At 38.5% G+C, this 26,124-nt stretch carries 33 protein-coding genes; 10 read left to right on the top strand and 23 right to left on the bottom strand.

From position 1 onward, the window contains the following. Window positions 1-330: 330 nt before the first annotated feature. From ACFPZG_RS14960 to ACFPZG_RS14975, 4 genes are all read right to left on the bottom strand, one after another. Window positions 331-570 (bottom strand): hypothetical protein, encoded by a 240-nt coding sequence (locus ACFPZG_RS14960; RefSeq protein ID WP_283734422.1) that lies wholly within the window; start codon window positions 568-570, stop codon window positions 331-333. Between the two features lie 12 nt (window positions 571-582). Then, window positions 583-1,020 (bottom strand): hypothetical protein, encoded by a 438-nt coding sequence (locus ACFPZG_RS14965; RefSeq protein ID WP_317940826.1) that lies wholly within the window; start codon window positions 1,018-1,020, stop codon window positions 583-585. A 132-nt stretch (window positions 1,021-1,152) separates the two neighbouring features. Next, window positions 1,153-1,590, bottom strand: coding sequence for a hypothetical protein (locus tag ACFPZG_RS14970; protein ID WP_317940825.1), 438 nt, complete (start codon window positions 1,588-1,590; stop codon window positions 1,153-1,155). Between the two features lie 173 nt (window positions 1,591-1,763). After that, complete coding sequence (locus ACFPZG_RS14975; protein WP_283734419.1) at window positions 1,764-2,513, bottom strand: hypothetical protein; 750 nt, start codon at window positions 2,511-2,513, stop codon at window positions 1,764-1,766. A gap of 542 nt (window positions 2,514-3,055) precedes the next feature. Between ACFPZG_RS14975 and ACFPZG_RS14980 the strand changes: the two genes are divergently transcribed. After that, on the top strand, window positions 3,056-3,817 hold the full coding sequence (locus tag ACFPZG_RS14980; protein WP_317940824.1) for a glycosyltransferase: 762 nt from the start codon (window positions 3,056-3,058) through the stop codon (window positions 3,815-3,817). Here ACFPZG_RS14980 and ACFPZG_RS14985 read toward each other — a convergent pair. The 3 genes from ACFPZG_RS14985 to ACFPZG_RS14995 form a co-directional block, all read right to left on the bottom strand. Continuing rightward, complete coding sequence (locus ACFPZG_RS14985) at window positions 3,805-4,008, bottom strand: hypothetical protein (RefSeq protein ID WP_283734417.1); 204 nt, start codon at window positions 4,006-4,008, stop codon at window positions 3,805-3,807. The two genes, ACFPZG_RS14980 and ACFPZG_RS14985, sit on opposite strands and share 13 nt — an antisense overlap. A gap of 132 nt (window positions 4,009-4,140) precedes the next feature. Beyond that, a complete protein-coding gene (locus tag ACFPZG_RS14990; protein WP_283734416.1) occupies window positions 4,141-4,479 on the bottom strand; it encodes a PepSY domain-containing protein in 339 nt (112 codons plus the stop codon). Window positions 4,480-4,865: 386 nt separating this feature from the next. Then, window positions 4,866-5,030, bottom strand: a complete 165-nt coding sequence (locus tag ACFPZG_RS14995; protein WP_283734415.1) for a hypothetical protein — start codon at window positions 5,028-5,030, stop codon at window positions 4,866-4,868. Between the two features lie 384 nt (window positions 5,031-5,414). Between ACFPZG_RS14995 and ACFPZG_RS15000 the strand changes: the two genes are divergently transcribed. Then, on the top strand, window positions 5,415-6,101 hold the full coding sequence (locus tag ACFPZG_RS15000; RefSeq protein ID WP_283734414.1) for an MBL fold metallo-hydrolase: 687 nt from the start codon (window positions 5,415-5,417) through the stop codon (window positions 6,099-6,101). A 40-nt stretch (window positions 6,102-6,141) separates the two neighbouring features. Here ACFPZG_RS15000 and ACFPZG_RS15005 read toward each other — a convergent pair whose 3' ends face one another. Together ACFPZG_RS15005 and ACFPZG_RS15010 are read right to left on the bottom strand one after the other, a co-directional pair. Further along, window positions 6,142-7,233 carry a copper resistance D family protein gene (locus ACFPZG_RS15005; RefSeq protein ID WP_283734413.1) on the bottom strand — a complete coding sequence of 364 codons (1,092 nt, stop codon included), beginning with the start codon at window positions 7,231-7,233 and terminating at the stop codon, window positions 6,142-6,144. Between the two features lie 3 nt (window positions 7,234-7,236). Continuing rightward, on the bottom strand, window positions 7,237-7,800 hold the full coding sequence (locus ACFPZG_RS15010; RefSeq protein WP_317940823.1) for a copper resistance CopC family protein: 564 nt from the start codon (window positions 7,798-7,800) through the stop codon (window positions 7,237-7,239). Between the two features lie 376 nt (window positions 7,801-8,176). Here ACFPZG_RS15010 and ACFPZG_RS15015 point away from each other — a divergent pair, with 376 nt between their 5' ends. Continuing rightward, on the top strand, window positions 8,177-8,398 hold the full coding sequence (locus ACFPZG_RS15015; RefSeq protein ID WP_317940822.1) for a hypothetical protein: 222 nt from the start codon (window positions 8,177-8,179) through the stop codon (window positions 8,396-8,398). Between the two features lie 231 nt (window positions 8,399-8,629). On the opposite strand, the gene ACFPZG_RS15020 is transcribed toward ACFPZG_RS15015, so the two are convergent. The 4 genes from ACFPZG_RS15020 to ACFPZG_RS15035 all read right to left on the bottom strand — a co-directional run bounded on the left by ACFPZG_RS15020 (window position 8,630) and on the right by ACFPZG_RS15035 (window position 10,767). Then, on the bottom strand, window positions 8,630-9,379 hold the full coding sequence (locus ACFPZG_RS15020) for an alpha/beta fold hydrolase (RefSeq protein WP_283734411.1): 750 nt from the start codon (window positions 9,377-9,379) through the stop codon (window positions 8,630-8,632). Window positions 9,380-9,524: 145 nt separating this feature from the next. Further along, complete coding sequence (locus tag ACFPZG_RS15025) at window positions 9,525-9,701, bottom strand: hypothetical protein (protein WP_283734410.1); 177 nt, start codon at window positions 9,699-9,701, stop codon at window positions 9,525-9,527. Between the two features lie 247 nt (window positions 9,702-9,948). Continuing rightward, a complete protein-coding gene (locus ACFPZG_RS15030) occupies window positions 9,949-10,263 on the bottom strand; it encodes a hypothetical protein (protein ID WP_283734409.1) in 315 nt (104 codons plus the stop codon). Between the two features lie 129 nt (window positions 10,264-10,392). Continuing rightward, a complete protein-coding gene (locus tag ACFPZG_RS15035; RefSeq protein WP_317940821.1) occupies window positions 10,393-10,767 on the bottom strand; it encodes a hypothetical protein in 375 nt (124 codons plus the stop codon). Window positions 10,768-11,105: 338 nt separating this feature from the next. Here ACFPZG_RS15035 and ACFPZG_RS15040 point away from each other — a divergent pair, with 338 nt between their 5' ends. Further along, entirely contained in the window at window positions 11,106-11,528 is a 423-nt protein-coding gene (locus ACFPZG_RS15040) for a hemerythrin domain-containing protein (protein ID WP_381427858.1), read from the top strand. Between the two features lie 188 nt (window positions 11,529-11,716). Next, window positions 11,717-12,091 (top strand): PAS domain-containing protein, encoded by a 375-nt coding sequence (locus tag ACFPZG_RS15045; protein WP_317940820.1) that lies wholly within the window; start codon window positions 11,717-11,719, stop codon window positions 12,089-12,091. 47 nt (window positions 12,092-12,138) lie between these two features. On the opposite strand, the gene hutH is transcribed toward ACFPZG_RS15045, so the two are convergent. The 3 genes from hutH to ACFPZG_RS15060 form a co-directional block, all read right to left on the bottom strand. After that, complete coding sequence (gene hutH / locus ACFPZG_RS15050; protein WP_283734406.1) at window positions 12,139-13,617, bottom strand: histidine ammonia-lyase; 1,479 nt, start codon at window positions 13,615-13,617, stop codon at window positions 12,139-12,141. Window positions 13,618-13,907: 290 nt separating this feature from the next. Further along, complete coding sequence (locus tag ACFPZG_RS15055) at window positions 13,908-15,233, bottom strand: DUF4179 domain-containing protein (RefSeq protein WP_283734405.1); 1,326 nt, start codon at window positions 15,231-15,233, stop codon at window positions 13,908-13,910. Next, window positions 15,190-15,750 (bottom strand): sigma-70 family RNA polymerase sigma factor, encoded by a 561-nt coding sequence (locus ACFPZG_RS15060; RefSeq protein WP_317940819.1) that lies wholly within the window; start codon window positions 15,748-15,750, stop codon window positions 15,190-15,192. Before ACFPZG_RS15060 ends, ACFPZG_RS15055 begins: the two co-directional genes overlap by 44 nt. Window positions 15,751-15,879: 129 nt before the next feature. Here ACFPZG_RS15060 and ACFPZG_RS15065 point away from each other — a divergent pair, with 129 nt between their 5' ends. Continuing rightward, window positions 15,880-16,656 (top strand): hypothetical protein, encoded by a 777-nt coding sequence (locus ACFPZG_RS15065; RefSeq protein WP_283734403.1) that lies wholly within the window; start codon window positions 15,880-15,882, stop codon window positions 16,654-16,656. Window positions 16,657-16,707: 51 nt separating this feature from the next. On the opposite strand, the gene ACFPZG_RS15070 is transcribed toward ACFPZG_RS15065, so the two are convergent. Then, entirely contained in the window at window positions 16,708-17,523 is an 816-nt protein-coding gene (locus tag ACFPZG_RS15070) for a ZIP family metal transporter (RefSeq protein ID WP_283734605.1), read from the bottom strand. 160 nt (window positions 17,524-17,683) lie between these two features. Here ACFPZG_RS15070 and ACFPZG_RS15075 point away from each other — a divergent pair, with 160 nt between their 5' ends. The 3 genes from ACFPZG_RS15075 to ACFPZG_RS15085 all read left to right on the top strand — a co-directional run bounded on the left by ACFPZG_RS15075 (window position 17,684) and on the right by ACFPZG_RS15085 (window position 19,862). Beyond that, window positions 17,684-17,971 (top strand): hypothetical protein, encoded by a 288-nt coding sequence (locus ACFPZG_RS15075; RefSeq protein WP_283734402.1) that lies wholly within the window; start codon window positions 17,684-17,686, stop codon window positions 17,969-17,971. Window positions 17,972-17,984: 13 nt separating this feature from the next. Beyond that, entirely contained in the window at window positions 17,985-18,626 is a 642-nt protein-coding gene (locus tag ACFPZG_RS15080) for a hypothetical protein (RefSeq protein WP_283734401.1), read from the top strand. Window positions 18,627-18,962: 336 nt separating this feature from the next. Then, window positions 18,963-19,862: a TIGR01777 family oxidoreductase gene (locus ACFPZG_RS15085; protein ID WP_283734400.1), complete on the top strand. Its 900-nt coding sequence runs from the start codon at window positions 18,963-18,965 to the stop codon at window positions 19,860-19,862. A gap of 68 nt (window positions 19,863-19,930) precedes the next feature. On the opposite strand, the gene ACFPZG_RS15090 is transcribed toward ACFPZG_RS15085, so the two are convergent. Both ACFPZG_RS15090 and ACFPZG_RS15095 read right to left on the bottom strand, forming a co-directional pair. Then, a complete protein-coding gene (locus ACFPZG_RS15090; RefSeq protein ID WP_317940818.1) occupies window positions 19,931-20,797 on the bottom strand; it encodes a GNAT family N-acetyltransferase in 867 nt (288 codons plus the stop codon). Window positions 20,798-20,821: 24 nt separating this feature from the next. After that, window positions 20,822-22,078, bottom strand: a complete 1,257-nt coding sequence (locus tag ACFPZG_RS15095; RefSeq protein WP_283734397.1) for a GNAT family N-acetyltransferase — start codon at window positions 22,076-22,078, stop codon at window positions 20,822-20,824. Window positions 22,079-22,341: 263 nt separating this feature from the next. Between ACFPZG_RS15095 and ACFPZG_RS15100 the strand changes: the two genes are divergently transcribed. Further along, complete coding sequence (locus ACFPZG_RS15100; RefSeq protein ID WP_283734396.1) at window positions 22,342-22,557, top strand: hypothetical protein; 216 nt, start codon at window positions 22,342-22,344, stop codon at window positions 22,555-22,557. 288 nt (window positions 22,558-22,845) lie between these two features. Here the strand turns inward: ACFPZG_RS15100 and ACFPZG_RS15105 are convergent, their stop codons facing one another. From ACFPZG_RS15105 to ACFPZG_RS15120, 4 genes are all read right to left on the bottom strand, one after another. Then, on the bottom strand, window positions 22,846-23,826 hold the full coding sequence (locus tag ACFPZG_RS15105; RefSeq protein WP_317940817.1) for an LLM class flavin-dependent oxidoreductase: 981 nt from the start codon (window positions 23,824-23,826) through the stop codon (window positions 22,846-22,848). 19 nt (window positions 23,827-23,845) lie between these two features. Continuing rightward, a complete protein-coding gene (locus ACFPZG_RS15110; RefSeq protein WP_283734395.1) occupies window positions 23,846-24,130 on the bottom strand; it encodes a DUF3219 family protein in 285 nt (94 codons plus the stop codon). Between the two features lie 76 nt (window positions 24,131-24,206). Further along, complete coding sequence (locus ACFPZG_RS15115; protein WP_283734394.1) at window positions 24,207-24,587, bottom strand: hotdog family protein; 381 nt, start codon at window positions 24,585-24,587, stop codon at window positions 24,207-24,209. 167 nt (window positions 24,588-24,754) lie between these two features. Next, window positions 24,755-26,053: an NCS2 family permease gene (locus ACFPZG_RS15120; RefSeq protein WP_283734393.1), complete on the bottom strand. Its 1,299-nt coding sequence runs from the start codon at window positions 26,051-26,053 to the stop codon at window positions 24,755-24,757. Between the last annotated feature and the right edge of the window lie 71 nt (window positions 26,054-26,124).

A 26,124-nucleotide genomic window follows, 5' to 3' on the forward strand; every position in this document is an offset into this window, starting at 1 on the left:
CCTACCGCGTTAGTTGAATAAGAAAAAAGTGTAGTTTAAGCTGCTCAATGTTCTTCAAGTAAAGCACCCGTTACTTAGGATAATCATTACATCATATTTGGAATAAATACTTTCATAAATAGGAAGTAGCCTAGAGCACCAACGACTAAGGCAATAAGGATTATTACAATCGGTAAAGTTTTAGTTTTCATGGTTTCCACCTAATATAATTTTAGTTTAACAAGAAAAAATATCCTTCTAAACAGCTTAATAATCTTCAAGTAAAGCACCCGTTAGTTTAAGATGGTCCTCTATTTTACACTCTCTTTAATTGCTTAAATGCATAAAACTTCATGATACTTTAACTGATGAACTAGGGTTTTTCACTAAACTTTTCACCTTGTGAATACTCCAAAGGGCTAAGGTTACCGTTATAGCTGAAATTATGTATTGCAGATAGGTCGCCATTTCTTGTGTACCTTGTGAGTTAGGGTTCGGTGTATACATTAGTGTTAAAATAACTCCTTGTAACACATCAGCTACCCCTATTGAAATCAGTACAACAATGAATATCCCAATAATTTTCTTCATTTTTTCTTCCTCCTATTCATTAAGCTTACGCGGAAACTTGAGTTTTTCTACAAAATTGTAAGGAACGTCATTTTGAATAATACTCTTAATAAGATCATTATAAGGAGCACTAGTTCCATTCGCATGAACTTGAGTATTATATACTTTTACATTCTCGATATCTAAATATTTATTTGAAATTGTCATATGAGAAATGATTTTTTTTGTATGTTTAATAATTCTCTCGTTGTCTTGACTTACTCCTTCTATTAAATGAATTAAGTTCAATTGTTCAAGCTCTTTATCAAGCTCGACGTCTGTAAAAATAGTTAAATACCCTAATAATTTAGTCTCTCTTCCGTCCCAATAGTCAGTAAAGTTTTCCTGATTGTTAACCCCACCAATTAAGAAAAATTCAATGTTTTCATTCCTGAATGTTCTATTAAAGAAAAAAGACTCATACTCCCTCATAAATGACACTCCTTATAAATCTTGGGTAATTGCTTAGCTGATGATCGGTCCTATATTATACGAATGACAAATAAAACGGTTTCACAATCTTGGGACCCTCTTCAACTAACCTGCACCGTTAGTTCAATAAAATTACTTACTATTATTATGCAGTTCAAATGACTCTTCAAAGTCATCCCATTTTACATGTACTTTGATAACTGCATCTTCATGTACTTTTCCCCCGCCTATCGAACTTCCTGAAGCCGAAAATATTCCTGACAATGGGGGTTCCGTGAACACTTCTGTGCCACTCCCATGACCACTATTGGTTTCGTAGTAGTATTCAAGTTTTTGTAATGAAGACAACTCTTCTAAAGAACCTTTGTATTTTAATATAAACCTAAAGTCATGTTCGTTCGAGTAAGTCCTTTGCCCGTCTTTTTCTCCCCATGTTTCTTTTCCATTGTAGGTGTATTCTGCTTCCCAATGCTTACTTTCCCCACTAAATAAATAATCGTTGTGCGTAGTCTCTGAACAAGCTGTTAAAATCAGTATTGAAAATATTAATAAAATGCATATTTTCTTCAACTTAACACCCCCCGAAAAAAATTGTGCTGTATTAATAACTATTTCGACACATCTCCAAAAACACCTCGCTCTTAAACTAACCTGCCCCGTTAGTTCAAGAAGAAAAAAAGCTTTACTCCTTCTTGAAGTAAAGCTACCCGTTAGTTGAAAAAGACAGCCCTACAAATCAAAGATTAATTCTCTGATATCAATCTTACAAATTCAGCGTAACTTGGGAGAGAGTCCGAATCAGGAATTTCGTTATAGTAATAGTTTTTGAAGACTCCAACTATCTCTAGTTGACCATCCTCAGGTAACGTATCTAATTGGTCACCTAATGCTTTTCTTAACTCTTCACCATTGTTAATATCAAAGAAAATACTTCCTCTTTCAAATTCCCAGAGTGTATGTGGCATGGACTCCAAATTCTCATTGACCATAAAGGAATAATCATTACCCTGACGAATTATGGTGCCTTTAACTTCAAATTCACCCGTGAATTTAATAAAATAAGCTATCGCGTCATTAATTGCCTCCGTTTTTATATCTGATACGATTAAACCAGCGATTTGGTTATTAACTTTTACTTGATCGGGTGAAAAGATGTTTGCTGTATCAGAGATGGTACGAGTATTCGAAACGGGAAATTTTAATACCCTCTGATAACGATTAATTAATTCTTTTTGCCTTTCATTATCGAATTGTAATGAAGTTATTTTATTAGTTAATTGATCAACCTTCCTAGATCCTTCTAACCCAGCTATCTTCAAATCTAATTCTAATTCCTCGTTAACTTCCGATAATCTTGCTATTTCTTGCTGTAATTCTTCATTTTCTACCTTTAATTCTTCATTTTCTTGTTTTAGATTATTATCAGATCCGTTATTAGAACATCCACTGATGATCAATATAGAAAGTAAGATAATCGTATATCTATATTTCATGGACAACCCTCCCAGTTTAAAAAAATTCCATTATCCATTCGTGTGGCTTGTAAAAGTACCGTTTCCAGCTTCCCCTTCTGCATATTCAATCGAATAATAGACCTTGTAATATTTCCTTATTCAACTAAACTGCTCCGTTAGTTGAATAAGACAAAGGTGCGGTCAAAGCTCAACGATCTTCAAGTAAAGCTACCCGTTAGTTTAATAAGAAAACAACTAAATTCTTTTTCTTTTCCCCAATCTTCTTATATAAAGAGATGCGAGAATATAAAACCGATAGGGATAGTAACCCAAATTAAAAAGTTGTTCAATTTAATTTTAAAAAAAGAAGTATTTTCTAATTTTACTTTGGAAAGATTCTCCACAGCAATAGTACCCCAATAGCGCAAATCGGTAAGATTAAAAGGAATTCTGGATGTGATGAAGTCAGATGCACTTTGAATATATCGTTACAAAATAGACATAAAATATAGAATTCAGAATAATATGCATATGATACACTGAGTTTATAAGGACCAATTTACAAGAAAGAGGGATTTTATATGTCCGAAAGCAAACGATTTATAAAAGATGTTCCTGTTAGGGATGTGAAATTTTCCGTTATAATACCTGCTCACAATGAAGAAAAGTACTTAGGGGAATGCCTAGAATCAATTGCAAAGGCCGCACAACCATATAAAAATCAAGTTGAAGTGATTGTTGTGCTAAATCGTTGTACGGATAAAACAGAGGAAATTGCAAAGTCATACAATTGCGTGACATTGGAAAATTACGATAAGAATTTATCCAAAATTAGAAATGCAGGGGCCGCACTAGCAAAAGGTGAAATCCTGATTACAATTGATGCTGATACTCGAATGACAGAACATTTGTTATCTGTGGTTGAAAAGCATTTAGCATCCAATCAATACATTGGGGGAGGCGTGAATGGAAATCTCGAAAGAATATCCATAGGTATAGTGGTTTCTACCATGCTACTAATTGTTCCCTTACTGTTCAAGTATGGTTTTATCTCTGTAGGAATTTTTTGGTGCTATAAAAAAGATTTTCAGGCAATTAAAGGTTTTAACGAGAATATGCTAATGGCAGAAGATGCTGATTTTGCAAAGCGATTAAAACAATGGGGTAAGAAAAATGGTAAAAAATATGGAACGATTAAGAATGGAATGATTACTTCGTGCAGACGATTTGACCATTATGGGGACTGGGTTTTACTTAAACGACCTGATATGATTTTAGCTTATCTCAAGGGCAATAATCACAAGGCAGCTAATGAAGCCTATTATGAAGATCAAGCAAGATGATAATGAAGTAAACTCAATTGCTTATATTCCAGATAATAATTCTCTGCTTGAAGGCAAGATAACGCAAACAAAAAGCAGATAATAAAACAGACGACAAATATAGTTGTCTGTTTTTTATTGTGTCCATTTTTATATCGTTCTTCGTCTGCTATTCGGTGTATTTTTTTATCTCGTTTTTTATCTTTTGTCATTCCTTTCCTCCTTAATCCAGTAGTTTTAAGTTGTATTTTTGCACATATTTCATTTTCTCATCAAATCTTCTTATTGAACTAACCTGCTCCGTTAGTTGAATAAGACCTAGATCTTCTAATTTATATAATCTCTTAACTTAATGGACCGTAAATTTCAATGAATTTCCCGCTGTAAGCATCTATAACTACGGTAGGTTCTTTTCCATTATATATAACCGTGATTTCCCATTTATATCTATTAAAAAAACGACCTTCACGTTTAATTAAGTTAGCGATAATATTTTCTGGAGTAACTTTCAATCCTACATCTAGATTTGCCTTTTCCCAACCTTCTGGTGGATTTTTAAGGATTTCTTCAGCTCTTTTTGTTGCTTCATACGTTGTCAGAATGGGTTTTTCATAAAAAAATGTAAAAGTCACCACTGACAATAGTAATATTAGTAAAGCATATATCAAGATATTCTTTTTCATGAAATAGCTCTCTCCTTTTTAGTCATAGAACTTCCCTAACACAACATCCCTTTGGACTTCAATACCACCAGAAGATACTAACTGTCCCCCTGACTCGAAACTTTTAACCGTAAGCATTTAGCTAAGCCCCCTTTAATTAATAACTGCTTATTCAACTAAACTGCTGCGTTAGTTCAATAAGCACATTGTGCCTTCTTAGGAGCCCAACAATCCCAAAAAAGTATACTACCAGCAGTTAAGAAACTATCAGTAAAGACCGTCAGTTTAAACAACTCTTGTGAATAGATATACTTTCTGCTTTACTTATATTACTTTCTTTATTATTCGAACTAAGTATTTCGCACCAAAGTATGATAAAGGAATACCTAAAAACAAGACAAGATAGCTCATAAAATGACTATTAAAAAAGTAAAAAAGTATTCATTTGACAAGTAAGCAGCTAGTTTAAAATATTGAAGAAAAAGTATGATTACTAATGCTACAAAACCTGCTTCTCTCATCATTAATTTATTTTCGTTAACCTTCCCCTTGTTATTCCAGTTTTCTTCCATAACCGAAACCACTCCCATTCCGAATGATTCTACCCGCACTAACTTCCGTTCGTTGTAAAAACAGCACTAACATCTATACGTTCTTCACGCAGAATAAGTTTCATTAATCAGAAATCTTAAATAACAACAAAAAAGTGTTCAAGTCGATGATCACTTTTTGGAATTTGCAAGTTTTTCAAGTCTGCGTAATTTCGATAGGTACAGCAAATATTTTTTCATCATTTTCATTATATAAAACTGTATTGAATGAGTGATGTAGTACCTAAAACAGACCAGCACATATGTAACATGGTAAACCTTTTTGGACACCTTAAGTGTTGTTAGGATAGGTATTTAAGTTTCACATGGTAAACTAATTGCAACTTGACAGTTGGAGGAGTCATCATGTCACCGAAGCACCGTTTTGAAAATTTAGATCACGTGAAAACGACGAAGTCATTCGCGGACTTTTGGCGTTGGCAGAAGGAACGCTGGGCGAAGAAAATAGTAAAGGATCTAAGCCTCCAAATCGAGCAAGCGCCCTACAAGGAAATTGAAAAACTAAACAGCAATCGGAAGGATATGTCCATCACATGGATCGGGCACGCTACATTTTTAATACAGATGAACGGCCTCAATATGTTGACGGATCCAGTCTGGGCGAACCGTTTGGGCTTTCAGAAACGACTGACAGCACCAGGAATCGCATTACAAGATCTGCCTGAAATCGACGTCGTTTTCATCTCCCATGGGCATTATGATCACTCCATCTATTTCGTCGGGGACACAGGCTATTTCCGTGGATTCAAAGAGATTGCCGAAAAGTTCAACATCCAAACAGTGCTCATGTCGATCGGCGCCTATGAGCCGGAGTGGTTCATGAAAGAGAGCCATATTACCCCGGAAGACGCTGTACATGCCTTCTTGGAGTTGAATGGACAGACATTCATTCCCTTGCATTATGGCGCTTATTATTTGGCGGATGACACCGGCCCGGAAGCAATGGAAAGATTGGATGCGGAGTGGAAGAGGTTACAATTGGATACTACTCAATTAAAGAAATTACTTATCGGGGAAACTTGGTGGATATGAGTGAAACCAACAAAAAAGTGATCAACTTTGATCACTTTTTTTAACGTATCACAACAGTCACCATGAACATAAGATAGACGCTCATTACAAATAGACAGCTAAAAACAAAAGATACAATGATCGATGCTCTTTTGAAAAACGATAGGAGCATTAATCCGAAAAATAATATGGAGATGAAAAATAAACTTACTGTATTTACATTCACAACAAAGCCAATCGTGCTCTTGGCAGTGATGACTCCATCATGAAACAGACGAAATAACGGCGACACAGCATCCGCCGTCAAATAATTGCCGTGAGGAGGTGCTTGAAGTGAAAAAATAGCTGTAATCACAAAAATTACAAACAAGATAATACCTTCTACACGAATCCACGGAATCGGGTTAAATGCAGCATCTTTTGTAATCTTATATTTCACAATGAACCCATTCACCAATGCATAAAAAACAACTGGCAGCAGAAACAAATGCTTGATGAATAATCCCTGTCCATAATTAACCATCCACGAATCAGTGTACCCATCCACCATTGTATCCATCAAGAGCAAACCACTAAAGCCCGTCGCGAATAAACAGCCAAAAGCGACAATGGAAAACCAGCTTAGATAAGCAAGCCAGTTTTTATGATTGGCGGAGCACCAACCGACAATAAGTAATATCCCGACCCAAATGCTGACAGCCGCCAGATGGATAAAGTGGCTCGTAATTCCGACAGCAGGACGAATTGTACTTACATGACTTGACCAAGCAATCGTTACCATCAATCCAAATGTCAGTATGGCTCCTAATATTGTTAAGCTGCTCGTTTCAGTAGATCTTGCAAAAACGATTACTAGGACTAGAATAATGGATCCAAGAAGGGTAAAATCCCAGGCAGTGCCAACTGTATAAGTTGTTAACACAATTTTTAACGCTTCAACGAAACCAAGCCTTGGAGCGATAAATAACGTAATATCAAGCACAGGAATAAACGCAAAAACAGGTAGCGTCGCAGCACTAACAAGTAACAGCCGTTTTGAAATCTTTAGCTCAGGACGATATTTGCTTGGGACGAGCAGGAGTATAAAACTTCCTGCTAATACCGCAAAGCATACATATAATAATGTCTGACTAATCATCACTACGATTTCCATTTATTATTTCTTTCTTTTCGTAAGCAAGAAGAAACCACCTGCTACAATGACAACCAAAAGAACAAGTAGAATAACAGTCATAGAGGGTGATTCTTTTTCCTCGACTTCGTCCGCTGCAGCTCCACTTTCTTGCTCTTCTGTCGTTTCTTCAGCTGATTCAGTTGTTTCAGCCGGTTCTTCAGTTACTTCTTCTTCCACAGTTCCAGAAACAGGCGCATTCACTTTGAATGAAAATTCGCCTTCTAATGGATGCCCGTCTACACTAATAATACTCCAGTTCACTTGATAATCGTCATTTGGGAATGGCTCAGCAACAGTAGCTGTCAACGTCCCCTCGCCTATAATAATATCTTGTACTTCAATTGCTTCCCCACTCGTCGTTGTTACATCTATAAAACTGCCTTGTTCAATTTCACCGTCAAACTCCAGTACAATTTCCTGTAATGGCTCCGTGACAACTTCACCATCTGCTGGATTCGTTCCACTTAAATGAGAATGAGCAAACGCACTAGTAGAAATAGTCATTGCTAGTAAAAGTGCTGTTGCTGCAGTAAGAATATGCTTCAAAATAACTCCTCCTAAATTGTTAATAGCATTACTAAATTCCAACTATTATCTTACAATAATTAAGTGAGTTTGTGATGAAGTTAGTAGGGCTATATTATATATATGTATAAACAATGAACATTAAAAAACTCATCCGAACTATACGACTAGTCAATTTCGTTCAACTAAGTCTAAACAATTATCTTCTATTCCATTCAATGTTCATCCATTCTATTGTTCTCTTGAAAAGAATCACTACCTCGAAAGTAATTCTGAAATACATGAAAATTTAGAGAAGAGATAGAGATTTTGCGCTAAAATTGATTCGAGGAAGACGCAGCAATTTGTTGCATAAACGAAGAACGTAATTGTAATTTCAGCATTAGGAGGGGTTTTATTGAAAGCTGCAATCGGAACAATGGTTGGCTTCATCTTTCTTAGTCTCGTGGTTTTACAAATTATTTTTCAGTATTTCCTAGGTCCAGAAGGATGGGATTTGTTCCCGATTTATTCAGGACTAATTCTACTTAGTGGGCTTATAGTTTTTTGTACAAAGATCGTGTTAGAAGAAATAGATGGATTAATACAAAAGAAAGCTGAAGAGATTTCAAAAAAGTAATAATACAGCTAATTGCTATGGAGGAAAAAGTAATTCGGCATTCATGGCACAGGTGTAATAGTAACGGGTTCGGTTGACGGGGAGGTATATTTCAAGACTGAAAAAAAATCTATTTAAAAGTAAAAACGCTCAATCTGAGCGTTTTTCAGCGTAATATTTTAATATCCTTTTTGAACTAAAGCACCTCGTTAGTTGAATAAGCAAAAGTCACTAAAACGTTTCAAAACATCATCAACTGTCATATCTGGAAGTAAATTTAACAAATGTTTTAATAAAAGCTCTGAGAACTTCACCTAGTTCATTCTTTTTACTAAGCCAAATATAGTGTTCAGCCCCTTTAATTTCGATATATCTAGAATTACTAATAAGTCTGGAAATCTGCCTAATTGACCAAGAAGGACGAATATCATTTTCTGCATAAATAAACAATGAGGGTATTTGAAGTTGTGAGATATCCTTTAGTAACAGTGGTTTTTTAATGAATGCTCTCCAAGAATTAATCAGCGAACGATGAACCATCACATTAGCCTCATACTCAAAATCTGGTTTCAATTCACCAATTTCTTCTTTTTTTCGATTATAGACATCCTTCCAGTCCCTATCATTTTGTACTCCAGTTCCCGATATGGATACATATCCTAAAATAGACTGAGGAAATACCAATGAGTAAGCTAAACCTAAATCAGCTCCCCAAGAGTGACCAATTACCACCCACTTTTTAAACCCGTACTCTTTACGAATTCTTTCCATATCTTCAAGACAAGATTCTAAATCATACCCGTTTCCATCGTAATCGGAACGACCACAACCTTTAGGATCAAACATTATAACCTCACAAATATCATCAATAAGAAAAGACAATGGTTCTAAATAATTACTAGATCCAGGTCCCCCACTTATTAAAATGACTGGAAGACTGCCTTTCCCTCTTTTTTCAGTCCATATCCTTCCATTATCAACTGTAATGTATTTTTCAACCACCAATATCACCCTTTGTTATCTGCTTTAAGAACTCTACTTAGATAAAAAGAACCCCTTCTTCAACTAAACTGCCCCTTTAGTTCAATAAGGAAAAATACTTTACTTCTTCTCTAAGTAAAGCACCCGTTAGCTTAAGAAGATTTCTTTAATTTACATTATTTTTATTGTCTATCTTGGTGGAAAACGTAGTCATCAAAACCATGAAAACAGGTAATAAACTCCATAAAAAGAATCCCCATTGGTGTGTGATTAAAGTTAATACTAAGAAGAAAGCAAGTGCTACAATTGAAATATAAACAGAACGCTTTTGGTATTTCTTCACCTTGAACACCCCTTTTTAAAAAACTTAAATATTACATATTCAATTTAACATCTCTTATTCCATTAACCCGCTTCGTTAGTTCAATAAAAGTGCCAACCCAGAATATTAGAAAATCACCCCTTCCACACAACATTTTACATATATTAAATTATTCAACAGAATCTTAAAAAAACCTTCTTATTCAACTAACCTGCCTCGTTAGTTTAATAAGAGCAAGGACGCTTTGTGCCCCGTAAATATAAAAAAATTAACCCATCCACATCGCCCAAACAAAAAATGAAAACAAAGAGATTGGCAGCCCTATTAAGGTAAATACAGTAATGCACGCAAGAAGATATACCCCTTTAAGTTTAAGGATTTTTAATACTAAAACAGGTGTAACTATATACAATGCAATACTAAGGAAAGTTACAATCGTAATAACTGTTTTTAATTCAATGGTTGGGTAACGGTTATTCAAATAATAAGATATATCTTGACCGTAAATCCCTAAAATAGTTGCAAATATAAGACTGATGATTGCACCGATAATCACCAAGGAATTATTAACCTTTACCTTCATATCCTCATTCCTTCCTTTTGAAAGCACTCCCGCCAATATGAATTCATGTTAAACACCATTCTTCAACTAAACTGCCCCGTTAGTTCAATAAACAACAATTGCGCCCGTTTTGGAAAATAGGAAAGTTCATTAACCCTCTACAATTGCATAGTATTTCAAGATTTCCCCTTCTGATTCCACGAGTAAAATAGGACCTTCTTTTTCTATTGTTGAAAAAATCTTTGCACCAACAGGTAGCTTATTCGACATTTCATTTTCAAAGTTTGTATCTGTATCACTTCTTTTTTTGATTTCCCCTACTTGCTCGCCTTTTGTTAAAGTTAGTTCTTCAACCCAATCAATTCCAGTCTTATAAATCACACCCTCGAACTGAAATATATCGGCTTCAGGGTCTAATGTTAAAATCTCTTTCGCATCAGGATTTCCAGTACTATGAACATCTAATTCACCTGTACCTGATGAATTAGAACATACAAAAGCAGTTAATATTATAAAAATAACCAAACTAAAAAATAGTCTTGTACTCTCACGATATCCCTCCTCATACCATTAGACCGATTAAGGCAAAATAAGTTACTGATTTATTCTAATAACCTTTTTCAATCGTTAGGATGCCTCACTTATCTTTGAATTTATCATTCCATCGATTAAAGATATCAATTAGAATATCGCCTTCTATTTTAGTAGTAAATTGTTTTAAAAAAGTCGTTGACATCTTGCTACTGGAGCTAAGATTATTAACGGGAGACTTTGGAGTTACGATGGAGGATGTTAAGAGGTTTTCGATTGTGTATCCTAGTAAAAAGGTTACTACGGCGTATCACTGAGGACATCCCATTCAAATTTTCAAAGAAGAAAATAATGCATTTCAATTTGCTTTGAATCATAACAATCACCTTTTAACATCGTTTGAGTCAGATCCAACTCAACTTCAGAATACGGAATTGGTAGATCAAGTAAAAAACCATCTGTTTCGATTGGGAGAATTCCATAACCATTATCATCGTAAAGAAAAACTCTTCTTCCCTATTTTAGAACGCTACGGACACGTTGTACCAACGAGAGCAGTATGGGAAAGGGATGACCAAATTCGCGTCCTATATCAAGGCTTAAAAGGACAGGTTGCTCAACTTCCCGATGTGATATTTTCACGAGTTCGAAAGAAATATGATGCATTTGAACAGGAATTCAAAGAAATGATTCTCTATGAGGAGGAAATCATATTACCAATCCTAGAAAAATATTTAGCGAAAAAGATTGGATAGATATTAAAAACGAAAGTTATGCATTCGGCTATGCGTTAATTGAGGCTCCGAAAGAAAAATGGGTTCCTGAATCCGAAGAGTCAATTGTAGAAGCAAAATTACGTAATCAGACGGCAAGTGATGCAATTTTTAGTCAAACCTTTAAATTTGGCGGAGGTTACTTAACACCGGAAGAAGCAAATCTTATTTTGAACAGTTTGCCATTGGAAATCACATTTATTGATAAACAGGGATTGTTTAAATACTTTAATGAAATGACGGAAGCATCGGAAATGATGCTCGTACGAACCCCAAGTTCGATTGGCCGTCATGTGGCCAATTGTCATCCACCCAAAAGCTTGCGGAAAGTGATGACAGTTATCCGCGATTTAAAAACAGGGATACGGACTTCTGAAAGCATGTGGTTCAAAAAGAAAGATCAGTACATTCACCTTACTTATAAAGCGATATTTAACAAAGAAGGGGAATTTTTAGGGGTATTGGAATATGTCCAAGATATTCAGCATTTCTTCGAATTGCCAAGCAAGGTGAAAACAGGACTTAGTGAGATTGATTTTGAGTAATAAAAAACATCATGTCTGCCCTCGATGAAAGGGAGACATGATGTTTTTTAGGCTTTCAAATAATCGGCTATCTTTTCAATATCCGGTCCAAAAATCCGGTCTTCATTAATCGGAGCTACAATTTCCATAAGACCATCCAATTCCCTGCGTGTGTTAGGTGCCATTTTATCAACCCCGCGGTATACGCAGCCAGTCATTGCGCATAGTGCTTCGATAGCAAGGACGTTTCTTGCATTCTTTATAATCTGCCCCGCATGTCTTGAGCCGATTGTTCCCATTGATACATGATCCTCTTGGTTGCCTGAAGACGGAATTGAATCGACGGATGCAGGATGTGCCAATGTTTTATTTTCCGAAACAAGGCTTGCTGCCGAATATTGTAAAATCATGGCACCCGATTGCAAACCTGGTTGCGGGCTAAGGAACGGTGGCAATCCTTCATTTAATTGTGGATTTACGAGACGCTCAATGCGGCGTTCAGAAATATTCGCAAGTTCTGCCATGCCGATTTTCAGGAAATCCATTGCGAATGCAATTGGCTGTCCATGGAAGTTTCCACCGGACACTACGACGTCCCCGTCTTCAAAAATAAGTGGATTATCCGTTGCAGCATTCATTTCAATCTCTAATTTTTCTTTTACGTATGACAATACTTGCCAACTTGCCCCGTGAACTTGTGGGATGCAACGGATGGAATAGGCGTCCTGGACACGTTTTTCACCTTGAGTAGTCGTCAGTTCGCTTCCCTCTAACCAATTCAATACGCGGGCAGCAACATCTACTTGCTCCTTATAACCGCGCGCCTCATGGATAGCAGGATGGAAGGCATCCGTAATTCCGTGCAAAGCTTCCATTGTCATGGCGGCAATCCATTCGCTATCATACGCGAGTTTTTCCGCTTCCAAGTAATTCACTACGCCTTGAGCAGTCATCGCTTGTGTTCCGTTAATCAATGCGAGGCCCTCTTTTGCCTCAAGGATAATTGGGTTAATACCTAACTCCTTCCAAACCAATTCGGCGGGAATTTGTGCGCCATCTTGCCAAACGAACCCTTCTCCTAATAGGACTAAGGCCAAATGAGATAGCGGGGCAAGATCCCCAGAAGCTCCAAGCGATCCTTGCTGAGGGATAACCGAATGGATTCCATTATTTACCATAAATGCAAAACGCTCAAGCACTTCGACACGAATTCCGGAAAATCCTTTCAACAGCGCATTTAGACGTAAAACGATCATTGCCCGGGAAACTATTTCAGAAAATGGCTCCCCTACCCCGCATGCATGAGAGCGAATAAGGTGAAGCTGCAACGCTTTCGTATCCTTTTCATCAATCTTCACATCACTGAATTTACCGAAACCAGTATTGATACCGTATACAGTTTTGTCATTTTCTACAATTCTTTCAACCGCTTCCCTGCTCTTTTTCACGCGTTCCAATGCATCCGTATTTAATACCACTTTTTCCCTTTTATATAGAATTGCTTCCATCTGTTCGAGAGTAAGAGAAGCTCCTGTTAATTCGATCATACCAACCATCCTTCCGCCTCTAAAAATACGCTTACTATGTTCATCGTACACGAAAAGGAAACGAGTTTGTCGATTTTTACGAAAATTTGTTCTATGGTAATGTGCTGTTGTTTTAGTGTGATGACGTGTTGAAAAATGGTGAAACTATATATTCCGGAAAGAGTTGCTTTGGACGCGAAAGAACATACTTTGGACGTGGACCGGTGAACTTTGGACGGAGGGGGACTCACTTTGGACGCTGACTGATAAAAAGGGGCCATCCAGACAACATCCTGGCAGGCCTCTATAAGTTATTTGATTTTGATTTTTACGTCTCCTTTAATATAGGAAGGATACGCGTGCAAAGGAAATGTCAAAGGGTTTTTAAATTCCACGTCTGGAAGCTCCAGTCCAAAGTAATTAACATCGTCAGAGCCGGGACGATAGGTTCCGGACATCTGAGAAAGCGCTTTGCCTTCTGCGTCATAAAAAGTTGAAAACGGATCATGATAGTACCCTTTTCCGCCTTTCAGTTCAATTTCCAAATGCGAGCCATGGATTTTTAAGTTACTGAATCTCTTATCATTCGGTTGTTTCAAAATTTCTTTTGTTTCAGTGTCGATGATCAATTCAGCTTCGTCTTTATCCATCGCCATCAGCTTGTTGAACTGGAGGTAAAGATGCTCGGTATCTCTGAAATAATTACTTTGCAAGAAGTAGCTAATAACAGCGGAATCCTCACTCCAGCTTGCCGTTGATCCGTTTTTGATAGCACTCCATACTTCACCTTTTTCATCCAAAATGCGCAAGTCTTCGAATCCGAAAATTTTCTTTGTATTCTTCGCATCATATTCTACTTCGACAGCTGTTTTTATAGGTCCAATCGTTATTGAGTGGATGTGGATTTTTTGTCCATCGACGACAACCGTTTTGTTAACCGCATAATGTTCTTTTTTAACGGGCTTCAATTCCACTTTGAATGGAATTTGTATTGTATCTATTACCTGTTCACCGTTAAACTCCCCAGTAATTTCATATTCCAAAATCATTTCTTCGGTCGGTACTGGACTCTCAAATTTTATCTCAGTCGTATTGGTCGCTAACAAGTCATTTTTTTGATTCCACACCGTACTAAAGAATTGCCCATTTGGAATCTCTTTCCCATTGCTATCCAGTATCCGATATCCACTTAGATAACTCTTAGGGTACTTTTTATTATTTTCGATTTTGGAAAAGACGATTAAACTCGTTTCATCGGTAATAATGCCTTCGAGTGTCACTTTCATGCTGTCTGTTTCGCCGGTCGTTCCGATCATTTGGTAATGCTCATTTTCAATTGCCATTTGAATCCCTTTATTATCTTGAATTAGTTCAATGATCCCTGACAGTCCGGGGATTGACGACAGAGCATTTGCAAAGGCGGGTGATACTCGGATAGATGTGACAAAAGCGAGAATGAGAACCGCGGCGATAGCTGTAGACCATATACTACGTTTCATGAAGCCACGTTTTTTGTTTGTATGATTCCGTTTAGCTGCTTCAAACCCGATTTGTATAGCTTGATCTAATCGATCAGCAGGGACTTCCCTTTTCTCAACTTCCTCTTTCCACTTCTTCAATTTTCTTTCCTCTTCCATCAAGTTGATTCCCCTCCTTCCCATCAAAAAATGTACGCAATAATTTGACCGCCTTGTATAATCTTGTTTTCACGGTTCCCTCCGGAGTTGACGTCATATCGGCAATGTCTTTTATTTTAATGTCATGCAAATATTTGAGATGCACTAATTGCCGATCTTTTTCCGATAAATGACTAAGCGCCTCTTCCACTTCCATATAAGTGAAGTCATCGCTGATTCCTTTTAATTCGCCGATGCTTTCATCGAACACATAACGTTTCCTTTTTTGAAGGACGTCATGGCAATGGTTCATCATGATCCGGATAAGCCATGTCTTAGCATATTCAGGCATACGTAAAGTTTTTATTTTTTCATAGGCACGATATGTCACTTCTTGTACCGCTTCAAGCGTATCTTCTTCATTTTTCAAGTAGGCGAGCGCTGTTCGATATAGCGACTCTTTATGAATGGAGATTAATTGTAAAAACGCTTCATCATCCCCATGTATTGCTTTTTCAGCAAGTTCTATCTCTGTCAATTCCCCACCTCCAATTGCCCTCTATACATTAGACCCTTAAACACAAAAAAAGTTTTCATACCCAAGAGTCCAACCCATTTCTTTTATTGTGACATAGGATATGGGGAAGTGCGTGAAAGGAGAGAAATAATGACGAATAGTCACGAAGATGAGTTATGGTACCCAAAATTACCTGAAGGATATACGGGAGGGGCACAAGATATGAATGGATATGGAATGGACGGATGGATGCCTGGAGCTGGAATGCCGAATTATGGAATGGGCGGAATGCCAGGGATGGGAATGCCCAATTATGGAATGGGCGGAATGCCAGGGATGGGGATGCCGAGTTATGGAATGGGCGGAATGACAGAGATGGGGATGCCGAGTTATGGAATGGGCGGAATGCCAGAGATGGGGATGCCGAGTTATGGAATGGGCGGAATGCCAGGGATGGGGATGCCGAGTTACGGTAATGAGTGGAGTCAAGGAAACAGCAGCGCATTTCAGCCAATGCCAGGATTTCCAGGTGGCGGGTTTCCTGGAGGTGGATTGCCTGGAGGTGGATTGCCTGGAGGTGGATTCCCTGGGGGTGGATTCCCTGGAGGTGGATTCCCTGGAGGCGGATTCCCTGGAGGCGGATTCCCGGGGCAAGGTGGAGGGCATCAGCAATCACCAACTTCACCACCGCCGGGCCATACACCGGCCTACCCAAGTGCATCGCTTTTAAGGGTTGACCCAGGTGCAATTAGAGGCTGCCTATTTAGATATACGTATGTATGGACGTCCAGAAGAAATGGTTTCTGGTATTACCCAACATTCGTAGGTCGTACTTCGGTCGCGGGATACCGTTGGAGCCCAAGCCGAAGAAGATGGGAATTCTTTGGAATTGACTTAAATCGTATCGATCAGTTTACTTGTTTTTGATGAATGAAAAAGGAATCCTTTCTAATGAAGGATTCCTTTTTCTTTTCTATTTCACCCGAATGCCACGTCTAAGATCATCATGACTGCAAAACCGATCATTAGGCAAATTGAAGCGAGGTCTTTATTCCCGTTTTCCTGAGAACCTGGAATGACCTCTTCGACTACGACAAAGATCATCGCTCCAGCTGCAAAACTTAGGGCAAATGGAAGTAGTGGTTGCATCGTTGTAACGGCTAAGACGCCTATCACAGCTGAAAAAGGCTCAACCGCGCCTGACAACTGTCCATAGAAAAAGCTTTTCCTGCGAGACATACCATCCCTGCGAAGCGGCATGGATACTGCTGTCCCTTCCGGAAGGTTTTGGATTCCAATGCCGACAGCCAATGCGATTGCCGCAGCGATTGTAGCCGATGGCATTCCGGCCGCCACTGCACCGAAGGCAACTCCGACCGCAAGCCCTTCGGGAATATTATGAAGCGTAATAGCAAAGACAAGAAGCGTGCTACGTCTTCTGCCTGCGGGATTTATCCCCTCTGCATCTTTCATGGAAGAGCCTGGGTGTAAGTGCGGAATAATCGCATCCGCCAGCCATAGAAATAGGCCGCCCAATAAAAAACCAGCTGTTGCCGGAAACCAGGATGGAAATGGTCCATTTTCCGCCATTTCAATCGAAGGTGAAAGCAATGACCAAAAACTTGCTGCGATCATGACACCGCCTGCAAAGCCTAACATCCCATCCATAAACTTTTGATTGACTTTCTTTGTTGTAAACACCAAGGCTGCCCCGATAGCGGTCATTCCCCAGGTGAATAAGGTGGCAATTATTGCCTGTTTAATTGGACTAAGTCCTATAAAATAATCTATCATCATGATTCTCCTTATTTCTACAAGGTTCTATATATTATAGCTATTATATGTGTGATGTTTCCCTTGTGCAATATTTTAATCAAAAAATAAAATATTGCAGTGGAATGAATGGGAAGTTTTTGGGCGGGAACGAGAACTATCTTGGCGTAAGGAGAACTCTTTGGGAGAGAATGAGAACACTCTTGACGAAAAGGAGAACTCTTTGGGAGAGATTGAGAACACTCTTGACGAAAAGGAGAATTCTTTGGGAGAGAACGAGAACTCTTTTGGCGTTAATGAGAACTTATCGCATAAGAACGAGAACTCTCTTGACGAAAAGGAGAACTCACCACGGTCGGAGTTTCAGTTCACAAAATTAAAACCGCGTATTTACATCCCAAATATTATTTCTCCAAAACGTTCCATGGTATTATTAAGAAATGAACGTTTCATAGAGAATGATCCTTAAGGAGTGAAGTATTTTGGATAAAAAAGAGAGACAACTCTTTAATTACTATTACAATAAATTTGCAGAAAGACACTTTGACGAAAAGGACGTCTTGAGCTTTTTATTATTTGTAAAAAATGATGTACAAGATAATAAAGTGATGAAGGAACTTGGAGATTTTATCGTACATAGGGAAAATAATACGGGGTATATCAAAGAGTTTTTCGAGGACTGCAAGGAGATCATTAACAATCTTGGAAAAGGAAAGCCTAAAAAGATTGAAACGATGTTCTCTTTTAAAGAGATACGAAACGGTTTCAACAATTTATTCATCGAACATGGGTTAGAAAAGCTATCACATGATGTCATTAACGATCTTCTTTTATGCATTATTTCGTTGCTTCAAAACGTTAAATTGGTATCAGGAAGCTTACAGAAAGAAGTAGGTCATCTAAGTTTTGCGGCATCCAGCAAGGAATTATTTTTAATGGGCAATATGAAGGTCTTGCATAAAGGACGTTTCATACCAGTGACATTCCCTGTTTTGTCAGTGAAAAACATGTATGAGAAAGTCAAACCGCAAGACGAGAAAGACACCCCGTATCTATTTGATGACCAAATTATTGATGTTATCAACAGTGATGGAGAAATGATAATCACATTTCCTACATTATAATACCGTTAGGGAGCCAATTTGATTGGCTTCCTTTTTTGTTTGTAAAGGTACCTGTGCACGACACATTTATGACAATTCTATATAATGTATAAAAATACTTAAAGTTGACATGCAAACGGCATAAAATCAGTCTTTCCATTTCTTTTTTATACACTTTCAGTGAATTTTCTTGATTGTGTTTGGCACAGGTACCTTAACATCGGTACCTTAACATCAGCATGTATACATTCGGTAGAATATGAGGGAATTCTCTATATTTGTCGGGAGTCAGGCATGCATTAATGGTAGACTGAATATACAAAATAAATGCGAGTTTGCTATATGGGAGGTGAAACGTTGAAAATCGTTATTGCGGGTGGCACCGGTTTTATTGGGAATAAATTAATAGACTTATTTCTACAGGAAGGCCATGAAGTGATTGTTCTAACGAGGAAAGTAAGACCCTCATCAAACAATTTGTCATATGTAGTTTGGCTTGAAGACAATACAAGTCCTGAAAAGGAAATTGGAAATGCCGATGTGTTCATTAACTTGGCTGGCGTTTCGATAAATGACGGAAGATGGACGGAGAAACATCAAAAGCAGATCTATGACAGCAGGATGGTCGCGACATATGAGCTGCTGAGGATCATTTCCGAAATGCCTCAGAAACCATCCGTATTTATAAACGCCAGTGCAATTGGCATTTACCCTGTATCTCTCAATAATGTGTATACGGAAGATTCGACTGACATGCCTGATGACTTTTTAGGCAGAACAGTTCATGATTGGGAGAAAAAGGCGAAGCGCGCAGAGGAATTCGGGATACGCACGGTCTTCATGAGATTCGGAGTCGTGTTAGGAAATGACGGCGGCGCACTGCCTCTCATGGCATTGCCGTATAAACTATTTGCGGGCGGGACGGTTGGATCGGGAAAACAGTGGGTTTCATGGATACATGTCGTTGATGTGGTCCGCGCGATTTTGTTCGCGGTTAGAAGTGAACGGTTGCGAGGTCCCGTAAATGTCACAGCCCCCTTCCCTCTAAGAATGAAAGAATTCGGCAAAACGATTGGCAGCGTATTAGGCCGGCCACATTGGATTCCCGCACCATCAATCGCTATGAGAATGGCATTGGGACAAAAGAGCAAATTGGTCCTTGAAGGTCAAAAAGTATTGCCGAAAGTGTTACTTGAAAAGGGATTTGATTTTGAATTTCCAAAGTTAGAGTCAGCTTTGAGGGATTTATTGACGTAAAATTGTAAAGTACCTGTGAAGGGGGAACGCCCCCTTCTTCTTTTCATACTGAAAGAAACCACCAAAAATCAGAAAGTCTTCGTCATAAAAACCTGCGATACTGGCGTGTTTTCGAAACCGTTTGAAACCAAAGATGAAACTACACGGCCATCCCCTTTTAGGAAGTTGTAAGTTGTACGGGTAATCGGTTGATCATATTCCAATGCGTGAGCAAGAAGTTTGTTGAAAGCATCTTCATTCCCATTTTCCTTTACCTGAAACAACGTAATGCCTTCCGCTTCATTCCCAAACACAGATTTCTTACGGATCAAACAAGCAGCCTGCACAGCTCCATTCTTTGTAATCAATACAGCTTCCCCACCTATTTTCGGTGTGCCACTGACATCGGTTTGCCAAGGGACAATGCCAGGAAATAAATCTGAGCCAATAGCTTGAGCCGATGGAATTCTTATCATTTCATAACCGTCAAGGCTTGGTAACTGGCTGTTTACAACACCGTTTGAACGTAAAAAGAGCAATTCATCCTCTATTTTGTAGCCACACTTTTCATACAAAGAAATGGCTGGCTTATTTTCAGAAAGCGCTTCTAAAGTCGCTATAGAAACATCACATTCGTTTAGACGTTTTTCCGCTTCCTCCATTAAGGGGTAACCAAGCCCCCTCCCCCTGTATTCCGGGATAATGCCCGTTCCACCATTCCAGGAAATCTTTTGACCATCCACTTCTCTTATTCCTTGAAGCACGAAGCCGATTGGGTCCGCTCCGTCATATGCAACGACGGATAACGCCGGAGATAAGCCATCATTACCAAAACGGCCTACGAATGTATCCAAAGATAAATTCATTGGCATTATATATCCTTCAAACCCACGATTAAACAGGTCATGCGCTTTTTCAAAGCTTAACGAAGAAATCAATTTATACGAGATGTTCATGGCTTCCCCCAGATTTTTTTATTTTCAAAACGAAGTTAAACATACCGGCTTTGTAGTAGGCATAAACCACCGATCCAACTGTTTTGCCGGCCAATTATTCACTTCCACTTTTCCATATTGGACTAACTGCTCCATGCTGACACAGCCCATCCACCAGGAACTTAAATCTGAAACAGCAATGCTCAAGTCAACGTCTTCAATAGAATCGAAGGATTTTTCAATGCTCCAAGTATCTTCACTGAATGTTAACTGGTACCTACCGTTTTGCTCCTGAATAAACGAATCCTTGAGAAATATGGAAATGGTTACAGGGCTTTCAGGTCGATTCAATGAATTAAAGTTAGTTTGTTGTACAAATGACTCGATTGAGCTAATTCTATACATGATTCCCGTACCAACAGTTCCGATTTCATGATACACACTTGGAATCAAACGATTGCTATCGTTTCGAGGATCATCAAAATGATAGATAAGTGATTCATCATGCGTCCGAACATACACACGATCCACTTGATCCTGTTGTGAATGAATCCAAGTACACATATCGACGAAAGCACTTGGCTTCGTCCATACCCATTCAAGGATATTCATATCATGGTGAAGAAAATGACTATCTTTCACAGGTTGCAACGTATATGCAAGTGCACCAACTAATGCATCCCCTTCATACACTCCTGCATAATGGGAAACTTTTTTCTTAATTACGTTTCGTTCATGCCAAGTCCGCTCCATCATTCCATGATGCATAGATACAAATTCATTGTAGACAGCAACAATCTTTTCTTCTTCGGCCGCAGACAACATGACCACTTTTTTTCGATCACCACTGTTTGGGAAACTTGCAGGCTTCAATTTATATTGGTAGCGAGTTGGTCCATATCCGTATCCCATCTTTTGATAAAAAGAAGTATTAAAAGGGTATAACGATACAATCCCGACATTTTCTTGCCTTGCAAGCTCGTGAAAATGTTGCAACAACTGTTTCGCTATACCTTCTTTCTTATGGAAAAAATGAACCGCTACCATGCCAATTCCCCAAATACGAACAATTTCTCCGTTAACATTCCCATTAAGTTTATGAAGTTTGTATAACCCTAACAACTCATTTTGTTCATTAAATAACCCGTAGAATTTCAAGTTATTTTGAGATTCAATTTCGATAGTAAGACGCTCAATAAATGCTTTCTGAGCTTCCTCACCCGATAGTTGCATCCCTGGATAAGCCATTGCCACGAGAGAAGCCGCTTGTTCTAAATCACTTTTAGTTAATAAACGAATCACATACATCCCCCCTTCTAAAATTATAAATCTTAGAATTGTGCGAGTAAACAGCTTTAGCTAAAGAGTCGGGTTAGTTGAAGAAACACGTTTTAGCAAATCTGGTCAAATTGTTGAATAACACCGGAATAACGCCGGGGGGAAGAAATACAGATGCTTATTAATCACTCCTCATAAATTTGTCCCTATTGAACAAAATATATTACGGGACCAGTGCTACTTAGAACATAGCACTTCACCATAAAAAAACGAGGGAGTGAAATTAAGTGACTGATTTTAACAAACGCAAACCTAACGATAACGATACTGGCAAGGCAGCAGGAACAGGTGTAGGTGCATTTACTGGGGATACTATGGCTACTGCTCTTGATCCATTTGGTACTGCTGCTGTTTCTGATTCTGACAAAGCGCCGGACAACAAGGCGAGGGAAGGTAACGTCGATGACAATAAAGATGGCCCCAAAACCAGAGATAAATATTAAGTAAAGTCATCCTTTAACCGTGGATCATGGTATGTGCAACGGACTTCCTAAATGGGAGTCCGTTTGTAAAGGTATCTGTGCATGACACATTTATGACAATTCGAAGAAATGCATAAAAATACCCGATGTAACTATAGCGTTATTGTCATTTCGGGATTTCCATTTCTTCCTTATGCATTTTCGTTGAATTTTCTCTATTGTGTATTACACAGGCACCTTTACAAATTGTATAAAAATACCCGATGCAGCTATGAAGTCATTGCTACATCGGGATTTACATTTCTATTTTCATTCAATGCACTGTTCAGCAATCAATTGATATGATTTATGCTTATCTTTCGGAGAATAAGTAATGGTAACGATCATGATTTCATCTGCAAGCACACGGGATTTGATCTCCATAAGTTTGCTTTTCACTTTTTCCGGATTCCCGATAATCATTTTACTTTTCGCTCTTTCAATTGACTCCTGATCACCCATGTTTAATTGAAATTCTTTTGCTTTTTCGATAGAAGGAACACCTTGTTTCCCTTCGCCATTCTCTCTTTGCAGGCCCCAAACAATAGAGCTTAAAGCAATGTCTTCTGCTTCTTGTGTAGTTTCTGCGCAAATTACTGTTAAGGTCATAATGACATAAGGTTTCTGGCCATTTTTTCTAGGTTGAAATGAATCACGATAGTGTTGAATGATTTCTTCACCGTTATCATCGCTCATAAATTGTCCGAAGCAATAGGCTAAACCATTTTCCGCTGCAAAACTTGCACTTTTTTTACTGGTCCCTAACATCCAAAGTTCAGGACTAATTTCCGGCAATGGAGAAGCCTGTAATATGGCGTCTTCATTATCTACGTATTTAATTAATTCCTTTACTAAATCAGGCATTTTATAAACATGTTGTAAATAATTGTCGGATAATGCATTTGATGCTTCAGCCGGGCCGCCCGGTGCCCTCCCGATCCCCACATCAATCCGATTTGGAAAGAGGATGGATAACAAGTTATACGTTTCTGCTACTTTATACGGTTTATAATAGGGCAATAACACAGCTCCGGAGCCAATTCGTATACGTTTTGTATTTGCACCTATATACCCTAACATCACTTCCGGTACGGAACACGCAAGTCCCGGCAATGCATGATGTTCAGCAATCCAATAACGTGAATATCCGAGTGTATCCCCGAGCCGTGCTAAATTCATGGATTCTTGAAGTGCCTCTTGGGCAGTTTGATTTGTCGATATAGGAGATTGATCTAAAATGCTTAATTTCATAATATGAACCTCTCCTTTTTTAGTTCTCCACTTCTTTTAATGTTAGTTTATATTCACCAACATTTCCTTTTTCATATAAATTTGTTATGGATGTTGAATATTGTTGGATCGTTCCACGGAATTCAATCTGTTTCTCTGGCACCTTAACATCAAATGTTCCTTTATAAAGGAGTGTTGTAATATCATGATACTCTTCATTTGTCACATTAAAAGTTACTGAAATCCAGATTTTATTTTCTTTCTTTTTCTTTTCAAAATGTGAAATTTTGATTATCGTATCATTTAGTCGAATTTCCTGAACCACTTCATCAAACTCCTTTAATCCATAAACGCGCCCACTCTATGAATTTCGATTGATTCATTTAATTTCACGGTACCATTCAAAGAATTACCCCTGAAAAACTCCCTTTTAATACTTCTATCCCTTCCTGGTTTGTGCATATAAAGAACGTACTTATAGACGTTCGGTTTTTATTTTCCTGCCATTCGTATTCCTCGATTTCCACTTCACACTTGATTGTATCACCTGTAAATACAGGTCTTAAAAACTCAAAATTCATCGTCCGGGCTAACACGTTTGCATCTCCACCAATTTTCGTCGGTAACGTTGCTGTAAGTAGCCCTTGGATTACAAGTCTTCCTTGTTCATCCGGGGTAATGTGATGTTCCCCTTCATCACAGGAAACTTCCGTGAATAATTCAACATCCCTCACTGTAAAAGTACGTTCAAACGTGATGATATCCCCTATTTTTAATGACATATATCTCCCCCCTATTCAAGGCCGTCGTTCCTCGAAAAGAACTCAAACAATAAATTCCAAAGGTCCGATGATTGTAATAATTATAACGCAAGTTGTCACAATTGCCATAACTCAAAAAGAGCAACCCGCTTACCTTCAAAAGGTATTTCGGGTTGCTCTTTTCATATTTAATGCGGCAGAAATGCCAATTGATAAAAGAATAGAACTGCGAACACATATACCAGAGGATGGACGACACGCCATTTCCCTGTTACAACCTTCAAGATCGGATAAGAGATGAATCCTAACGCAATCCCTGTTGCAATACTTGACGTAAGCGGCATGCTTAAAATGATCAAAAATGCAGGGAAAGCTTCATCGATTTCATCCCATTTAATCCTCGCAATGGCCCCCATCATTAAACTACCTACGATAATCAATGCAGGTGCGGTAATTGATGATAAACCTGAAACCGCACTAACAAGTGGTCCGAAAAACGCTGCAACGATGAAAAGAATCGCGACAGTCACCGTAGTGAGCCCAGTTCGCCCTCCTGCAGCAACACCTGCTGAAGATTCAATATAAGCGCTTGTAGGAGTCGTTCCGAACATAGAACCAGCAGTAGCTGCCACAGAGTCTGCAAGGAGTGCTTGTCGAGCTCTCGGCATTTTATTATTCTTCATTAACCCTGCTTGCTGTGCAACACCGATCATCGTTCCAGTCGTATCAAAAATCGTCACCATTAGGAATGAAAAGACGACCGGGAACAGCATATGTTGCCATACATCCGTGAAGGCAGTGAATGGATTGGAAATAATGAGCCCTTCCGGAAGTGACGGCATTTGAACGAACCCTTGGTCGAACGAAAGATGTCCTGTGAAAAAGGCGACCACTGCCGTAATGATCATTCCAAGGAACAATGCCCCGTGCACCCTCAATGCCATCAGAATAAGCGTTACAGTAAGTCCAAGCAAAGCAAAAAGCACAGTTGGTGAATGAAGATCGCCTAACGCAACAAGATTGGATGGATGAGCTACGATCATTCCAGCTTGTCTCATTCCTATAAAGGCGATAAACAAGCCAATCCCAGCGGTAATACCATGCTTTAAGTTCTCAGGAATGGCTTCTATCAATACTTTCCTAAAAGGAGTCAACGATAAAATAACAAAAATGAGACCCGCCACGAAAACTGCTGAGAACGCTGTTTGATATGTAAGTCCATTCGTTCCGACGACAGAATACGCAAAATACGCATTCATGCCCATTCCCGGCGCAATCGCAATCGGATAGTTAGCAGCAAGTGCCATCCATAAAGTCCCGATGACAGTTGCGATAATTGTCGCAGTGAACACCTGATCGAATGGGACACCAGCGTCTTTTAATATGATTGGGTTGACAATCACTATATAGACCATCGTAAAAAAGGTCGTGAAGCCTGCAAGGACTTCCGTTTTTACAGTTGTATTGTTTTCTTGTAATTTAAACACAGAGAAACTCCCCCAAAGACGAACATTATTTAATTACATTCATATATTATTCGTTTTTGAAGGATTTGGCA

This window comes from Sporosarcina thermotolerans (genome assembly GCF_042658975.1).
GTDB classification, from domain to species: Bacteria; Bacillota; Bacilli; order Bacillales_A; family Planococcaceae; genus Sporosarcina; species Sporosarcina thermotolerans.